Origin of the sequence: Sphingomonas sp. OTU376 (assembly GCF_038440415.1) — a bacterium.
GTDB lineage: Bacteria > Pseudomonadota > Alphaproteobacteria > Sphingomonadales > Sphingomonadaceae > Sphingomonas > Sphingomonas kyeonggiensis_A.
This window is the reverse complement of record NZ_JASATQ010000119.1, coordinates 1-7,464: the sequence shown is the minus strand read 5'-3', so window position 1 is coordinate 7,464 and position 7,464 is coordinate 1. Positions and strand designations below refer to the sequence as shown.

The following is a 7,464-nucleotide window of genomic DNA, read 5'->3' as shown; positions in this document are numbered from 1 at the left end:
GCCCCATTGGCCCTACCCGTTGGGCCGTGTTTGTGCCTCTCGCCCCCCACCCCCCGCCACCCCCCCGCGGGGGGGGATCACGGAAGGATGATTGCAGCCAACGCAATTGCCGCATCGCACAATGCACTCTGGTTGCAGATTGCAATCTATAAGTGTGCTTATTATGTGCGCGCTATAACCGAGAGTCTTGGATTCCTCTTGAGCGATACCGCTCGCCTGTTGCGCCGCCGTTTCGACGAGCGCGCGCGTAGCAGCGGCGCGAGCGTGGCGCAGTGGCGCGCGCTCAAGATCCTCTCGCGCCAGCCCGGCCTCAACCAGGGCCAGTTGGCCGAGCAGCTCGAAGTCGAGCCGATCACCGCGTGCCGGATGGTCGACCGGCTGGAGGAGGCCGGTTTCGTCGAGCGCCGCCGCGATCCCGCCGATCGCCGCGCCTGGCGGATCCACCTCACCGACAAGGCCGATCCGGTGCTCGACGAGCTCCAGGAGCTGGCCGGGGTGATGATCGAAGACGCGCTTCAGGGGTTGAGCTCCGTGCAGCGTGAAGAACTGGTCGGATCGCTCCAGGCGATCCGCGCGAACCTGAGCAACGTTCAAGAGGGCAAAGAGGCCGCAAATGGCTGACGCAGATCCCAAGATCGAGAAGTCCGAAGAGACCAGGATCACCATCGAGAGCGAAGGCACGGCCGTGCCGGAGGCACCGGCCAAGCCGAAGCGCGGGCTGCTGCGTCCGCTGCTGATGTTCGGCGTGCCGGCGATCCTGCTCGCTATCGTGGGCTATTTCTACTTCACCGGCGGCCACAGCGTGTCGACCGACAATGCCTATGTGCAGCAGGACAAGAGCTCGGTCTCGACCGACGTCGCCGGGCGCATCGTCTATGTCGGGGTGAAGGAGAACCAGGCGGTCAAGGCGGGCGACGTGCTGTTCCGCATCGATCCCGAGCCCTACAAGATCGCGGTGGCCCAGGCCCAGGCCGCGATCGCCGCGGCGCAGGTGCAGCTCAATACCGACCAGGTGAGCTTCCAGGGCAAGGGCGCCGACATCCAGGCGGCGCAGGACGCGATCCAGAACGCCCAGGAGAATTACGACCGGCAGAACGCGCTGATGAAGCAGGGCTTCACGACGCGGGCGAACTTCCAGTCGGCCCAGCATGCGCTCGAGCAGGCACGTGCCCAGCTGCAGAATGCCCAGGCCAGTGCCAATGAGGCGCGGGCCAAGATAGCCACTGGCGCCGCGGTGCCGGGCGAGAACCCGCAAATCGCGGCGGCGCGGGTGCAGCTGAGCAAGGCGCTGCTCGACCTGCAGCGCACCACCGTGGTCGCGCCGGTCAGCGGCGTGGTCAGCCAGACCAAGAGCCTCCAGGTGGGCCAGCAGATGATCACCGGCCTCGCGGCGGTGACGATCGTCTCGGACAAGCCGGCATGGGTCGATGCGAACTTCAAGGAGACCGATCTCAACAAGATGCGGGTCGGCCAGTGCGCGATTGTCGGCTTCGATGCCTATCCGGGCCTCGAGCTGCGAGGGCATGTCGAATCCCTCGGCGCAGGCACCGGCAGCGAATTTTCCGTCCTCCCGGCCCAGAATGCCAACGGCAATTGGGTGAAGGTGACGCAGCGCGTGCCGGTACGCATCGCGATCGACGAGAAGAGCCCGCGCGCGCTGATCGCCGGCATCTCGGCCGACGTGAAGGTCGTGTTCAACGGCCCCTGCAAGTAACATGGCGTCGGCAGCCCCCGGCCGCGCCACCAGGGCGGGTGAGGCGTCTCCCTCTACGCCTCCCCGCCCGCAAGCCGCCCCCCCATCGGGGGGCGGCGCAGCACTGCCCGTAAAGTACAAGGGCTTGCTGACCCTCGGCGTCATGATGGCGACGATCATGCAGATCCTCGACACGACCATCGCCAACGTCGCCATCCCGCACATGCAGGCGTCGCTCGGCGCCACGCGCGACACGATCAACTGGGTGCTGACCAGCTATATCGTCGCCTCGGCCATCGCGATCCCGATCACCGGCTGGCTCTCCGACCGGATCGGCTCGCGCAACCTCTTCCTGATCTCCACCGTCGGCTTCGTCATCGCCTCCGCGATGTGCGGCGCGGCGCAGACGCTGGAGGAGATGGTCGCCTTCCGCATCCTGCAGGGCATCACCGCGGCGTTCCTCAACCCGCTGAGCCAGACGGTGATGCTCGACATCAACAAGCCCGAGGACCAGCCCAAGGCGATGTCGATCTGGGGCATGGGCATCATGGTCGGCCCGATCATGGGCCCGCTGATCGGCGGCTATCTTACCGACAATTTCGACTGGCGCTGGGTGTTCTACGTCAACCTGCCGGTGGGCGTGGTGTGCTTCGCGATCCTCTGGTGGCTCCTCCCCTCGCGACCGATCCGCAAGCGCCAGTTCGACGCATTCGGCTTCTCGCTGCTCGCCATCGCCATCGCCTCGCTGCAGCTGATGCTCGATCGCGGGCAGGACCAGGACTGGTTCTCCTCCACCGAGATCTGGGTCGAGATGCTGGTTTCGATCATCGCCTTCTGGATGTTCTTCGTCCACCTGTTCACCGGCAAGAACCCGATGTTCGAGCGCGAGCTGTGGAAGCATCGCAACCTCGTCACCGGCATCTTCTTCATGATGGTGATCGGCCTGGTGATGATGGCGACGATGGCGCTGCTGCCGCCGATGCTGCAGAGCCTTTACGGCTATTCGGTGTTCGACACCGGCCTGTTGCTGATGCCGCGCGGCGTGGGCGTGGTGATCACGATGTTCGCCGGCGCGCAGCTGATCCAGCGCGGCTGGCTCGATCCGCGCTGGTCCGTTGGCATCGGCCTGGCGATCGCGGCGGTCTCGCTGTGGGAGATGTCGGGCTGGACGATCGAGATGGGCAGCACGCCCTTCATCGTCTCGGGCTTCGTCCAGGGCCTGGGCCTTGGCCTGGTGTTCATGCCGCTGAACGGCCTGGCCTTTGCCGGCCTGCCCCCGCATTTCCGCACCGAGGGATCGAGCCTGCTCAACCTGACCCGCAATATCGGTGCGTCGGTGGGCATCTCGGCGGTGAGCGCGATCCTGGCGCAGAATATCCAGCGCAGCCACCAGTATCTGGGCGAGCACGTCACCGCGACGACCATGAACGGCATGGGCTCGCTGATCCAGGGCATGGGCCAGCAGGGCGCGATGATCACCGGCATGATGGACGCCGAAGTGAACCGCCAGGCGGCGATGATCGCCTATCTCAACGACTTCTGGCTGATGGCGATCGTGACCGCGATCAGCGTGCCGCTGGTGGTGCTGCTGCAGAAGCCGGGCGGGAAAGTGGAGAATGATCCGGCTGCGGCGGGGCACTGAGCTCCGCCCGCCGGAAAGGCTGCGGCTTCACATAGGCCAGGCTGCGCCACGCCCATTCGAGCGGGCCGCTGACGAAGTGGCGCATCCATAGATTGGCGAAGGCGACCAGTGCGACGATGCCGATCGTCGAGATCGCCGCCATCTCGGCCCAGCCGAACCGGCCCCACAGGTTGAAACCCCAGGGCGCGAACAGGATGTACATCCCGACGATCTGCTGGAGGAAGTAGAGCGAGAAGGCCATGCGGCCGGGCGCCTTGAACAAGCCCAGCACCGCTGCGCCGCTCCGGCTCTTCACCGCCAGATTGACCAGCGCGAGATGGCCGAGGCCGATCGCCATCCGGGCGAACTCGCCGGTGATCCACAAGCTGCGCGGACCGGGCGAGAAGCTGAGCGTCTCGGCCAGCCCGATCCAGCGCGCGGTGAGCCCGAACCCGTAGCCAGCGACCATCAGCAACAGGTAGAAACGCGCGCTCCTGAGGCCCTGGATCACGCCCCATTTCCACAGCGCGACGCCGATCAGCATCGTGCAAAACGCCTCGAGCACATCCCAGACCAGCCATTCGCTGGCGAGATAGCTCCAGTAGCGCCACGCATTCTTGGCATAGGGGAGCCAACCGCCCTGATGCGCCGCATGCTCGCGGGCGACTGCCTGGACATCGGGCGCATGGGTTTCGAGCTTGCGCCATTCAGTCAGCGCCGCTGCGTCGCCCGCCTCGACCTTCTGCACCAGCTCGGTTCGCGCGACATATTCGCGCGCGCCATATTCGGGGATGCCGAGCCCGGTAAACACCGCCCAGCCGAGCCCCAACACAACCAGCGTCTTTGGCCCCAACGTGCGGAACGGGAACAGGAACAGCGCGGCGAGCGCGTAGATGTGGAGGATATCGCCCGGCCAGAGCAGCACGAACACGTCGAACAGCCCGAACGCCAGCAGCCACAGGTTCCGGCGATAATAGAGGTCGGCGACCGCGACCGGCCCGTCGGGCTCCATCGCCTTGCGCGCCAACACCATCATGCCCGCGCCGAACAGGAATTCGAGCAGGCACCGCTGGGTGCCGGCGAAGAACAGGTTCACCGCCCACCAGGCATCGCGGTCCGCCGCGCTCCAGCCGATCAGCCGGACATCGGCCGAGAAGGTCCAGACGCTGGCGGCCATGTACGGCACATTGATGTAGAATATGCCGAGGATCGCCAGCCCGCGCAGCATGTCGAGCACATCGATGCGGGCCTTGCCCCGCACCGGCGCCAATCCGGCATTGCCCGTTTCCACCACGCGTTGCGACCCACCCCAGAGAAGGGACCGGTCTAACCTGGATCAGTCAATTCCACGTAAATATCGGGCTTCGTCGTGCGCGGGTCGGCGCCGGTCGAAGCAGCTCGCGAATGCCACCGATCGGCGCTATCATCGCACCCTTATGGAGGGGATGCTTATGTTGGGACGCGGACTTGCCCTGGCTTCGGCCGCACTGCTGCTGGGTGCGGCCGGCGCACCTCGCCCTGCCCCCATCGAGCAGCTCAACGTCGCGCTGCACGAACTCACCCCCAATGGCGGCGACTTCACCCTGGCCACCATCCCGGCCGACGAGCGCGGTGTCTTCGCCCGCGCACGGGTGGACCGCATCGAAGTGGATCCCGACGCACTCGCGCTGGTCGAGGACAAGCAGAGTGCCCGTGCGCTCGCCGCGCTGCTGCTCAGCTATTATGCGATGCCCGATCCTGCCCGCGTGACCACCAGCCCGTCGCGCGTCGGCACCATGGCTGCGGCGGCGGGCGCGATCCTGCTTGGCACAAAGGTGATCGATCCGGTCGACAAGAAGGCCTATCGCGACGACGAGCGCGCCCTTCCCGCCCTGCAGCTCGGCTGGTTCCTGCCGGCGCGCGAAGGCCCGGAGGACGGCGCGATCCGCGCATCGCGGATGGTCGCGATGCTCAACAAGGCCGGCGGCTGCTCGGGCCCGCTCGCCGATGTGCTGGACAGTGCCGAGAAGCTCGGCAACCGCGAGGCGACCGACCTCGCCCGGCGCGTGCGCAAGGACCTGGGCCGTTCGATCTACCCGCCCGACTATAGCTGCGGCGGCTGATTTCCGCCGCGACGGCACGCGCAACAAATTATTACACTTGCGTAACTTCGCACCCGCAACATGTAACCGTGTAACCGCCCTATAATGATGGAAATTCCGCTTTTTCCTGCGCCATCCTGGCGTGGCCAAACGAGATTTCCATGCGCGACCGAATTGCCAACCTTCCCCTCGCCACCAAGACCACGATCATCACGATCTCCAGCCTGCTGGTGCTCGCGCTCGCCACTTTCGTACTGAGCGACCGGGTGCTCACCGCCGACGCCGAGCGCGTCGCGGCCGAGCGCCAGGAGACCAACATGCGCGTCGCCTGGAAGGTGCTGAACGACGAAGGCGCCTTCCGCGCCGACGGCACCGATCTCTATGTCGGCGAGCATAAGCTCAACGGCTGGACCCAGCCGGTGGACGAGATCAAGCGGCTGGTCGGCGGCACCGCGACCGTGTTCGCGGGCGACACCCGCATCACCACCAATGTGCTCAAGCCCGATGGCAGCCGTGCGGTGGGCACGCCGCTGGCGGCGGGGCCGGCGAAGGATTCGGTTCTCGGTCAGGGCAAGCCCTATCGCGGCACCGCGGAGATCCTCGGCAAGCAGTTCTTCACCGCTTATGATCCGATCAAGGACGCCAGCGGCAAGGTAGTCGGCGTACTTTATGTCGGCATTCCGCGCAGCGACGTGCTCTCGGCGATCCAGTCGGTCCGCTCGTCGATGGCGATCACCGCGACGCTGATCACGCTGCTGGTCACCGCGATCGGCTTCCTGATCGGCCGCGCGATGTTCCGCCCGCTCGCCCAGATGACCGAGGCGATGGGGCATCTCTCGGCCGGCGACACCGCCGTCACGATCCCGGACCGCCGCAGCGAGGACGAGATCGGCAAGATGGCGCGCGCGCTCGAGCGCTTCCGCGTCGCCGCCAACGACAAGGCCGCGGCCGAGGCCAAGCACCGGCTGGGCGAAATCGAGCGCGAAAAGGCGATGGCGATGCTGGGCGGCGCGCTGGAGCGCGTGGCCGGGGGCGACCTGACCGCGGATGTCGGCAAGGACTTCCCGAGCGACTATGCCGAGCTGGGCGGCAACTATAACGGCGCGCTCTCCAGCCTGCGCGCGCTGATCGGCACGGTGATGGAAAGCACCGGCGCGATCCAGACCGGCTCGATGGAAATCGCCGCCGCGTCGGAGGATCTCGCGCGCCGCACCGAAGGCAATGCCGCGAGCCTGGAAGAGACCTCGGCCGCCGTCACCCAGATGAACCAGCGCCTGCGCGCCACCGCGGATGCCGCGAGCCAGACGGTCACCCGCGCCGATGCGGCGATCGCAGTGGTCGGCTCGGGCCGCGAGACCGCCGATGAGGCAGTGCAGGCGATGAGCCGGGTGAGCGAGAGCGCCAAGGGCATCGACTCGGTTATCGAGGGGCTCGACAAGATCGCGTTCCAGACCCGGGTTCTGGCGATGAACGCGGCCGTCGAGGCGGGCCGTGCCGGCGAGGCGGGCCGCGGTTTCGCGGTGGTTGCCGACCTCGTTTCCGCGCTCGCCATGCGCGCCGAGGAGGAAGCCAAGCGTGCGCGCGACCAGCTGACCGTCACCCAGGCCGAGGTCGAGACTGCCAAGGGCGCCGTAGAGCGCGTCGATGGCGCGCTTTCGGAGATCGTCGACACGGTGGGCGAAGTGCACCAGCTGCTCGGCACGATCGCTTCGGACAACCAGGCCCAGTCGACCGCGATCGGCGAGATCAGCACCGCGATCGGCACGATGGACCAGGCGACCCAGCAGAATGCGGCGATGGTCGAGGAAACCTCGGCGGCGGCGCGGGCGCTGACCGACCAGGTGAGCCGCCTCGATGCGCAGGCCAGCACCTTCCGTATCGAAGATGGCGGGCGCCGCCCGGCCGCGGCTTCGGCTCCGCGCGGGTTCAAGCCGCTGGCGAGCACTCGTCCGGCGCCGGCCAAGCCAATCGGCGATGCCGAGGCCTGGGCGAGCTTCTGATCTCCGGTTCCCCGGCGAAAGCCGGGGGCCAGGAACCGCGCGGCACAGAAACCCAGGGCCCCCGGGGTT

General features: G+C 67.0%; 6 protein-coding genes. 5 read left to right on the top strand and 1 reads right to left on the bottom strand.

Going from position 1 to position 7,464, the window contains the following annotated elements; genetic code table 11:
* Positions 1-198: 198 nt before the first annotated feature.
* The 3 genes from AAHM44_RS24445 to AAHM44_RS24435 all read left to right on the top strand — a co-directional run bounded on the left by AAHM44_RS24445 (position 199) and on the right by AAHM44_RS24435 (position 3,335).
* Positions 199-621, top strand: a complete 423-nt coding sequence (locus tag AAHM44_RS24445) for a MarR family winged helix-turn-helix transcriptional regulator (RefSeq protein ID WP_269574933.1) — start codon at positions 199-201, stop codon at positions 619-621.
* Positions 614-1,714, top strand: coding sequence for an HlyD family secretion protein (locus AAHM44_RS24440; RefSeq protein WP_342251617.1), 1,101 nt, complete (start codon positions 614-616; stop codon positions 1,712-1,714). The genes AAHM44_RS24445 and AAHM44_RS24440 overlap by 8 nt, the downstream gene beginning before the upstream one ends.
* Positions 1,715-1,838: 124 nt before the next feature.
* Positions 1,839-3,335: a DHA2 family efflux MFS transporter permease subunit gene (locus AAHM44_RS24435; protein ID WP_342251616.1), complete on the top strand. Its 1,497-nt coding sequence runs from the start codon at positions 1,839-1,841 to the stop codon at positions 3,333-3,335.
* Here AAHM44_RS24435 and AAHM44_RS24430 read toward each other — a convergent pair.
* Positions 3,259-4,608 (bottom strand): DUF418 domain-containing protein, encoded by a 1,350-nt coding sequence (locus AAHM44_RS24430; RefSeq protein WP_342251615.1) that lies wholly within the window; start codon positions 4,606-4,608, stop codon positions 3,259-3,261. The two genes, AAHM44_RS24435 and AAHM44_RS24430, sit on opposite strands and share 77 nt — an antisense overlap.
* A 157-nt stretch (positions 4,609-4,765) precedes the next feature.
* Between AAHM44_RS24430 and AAHM44_RS24425 the strand changes: the two genes are divergently transcribed.
* Positions 4,766-5,416 (top strand): hypothetical protein, encoded by a 651-nt coding sequence (locus AAHM44_RS24425; RefSeq protein ID WP_342251614.1) that lies wholly within the window; start codon positions 4,766-4,768, stop codon positions 5,414-5,416.
* 140 nt (positions 5,417-5,556) lie between these two features.
* The gene (locus AAHM44_RS24420) at positions 5,557-7,395 is read left to right on the top strand and encodes a cache domain-containing protein (RefSeq protein ID WP_269574928.1); all 1,839 of its coding nucleotides are present in this window, start codon (positions 5,557-5,559) and stop codon (positions 7,393-7,395) included.
* Positions 7,396-7,464 lie beyond the last annotated feature (69 nt).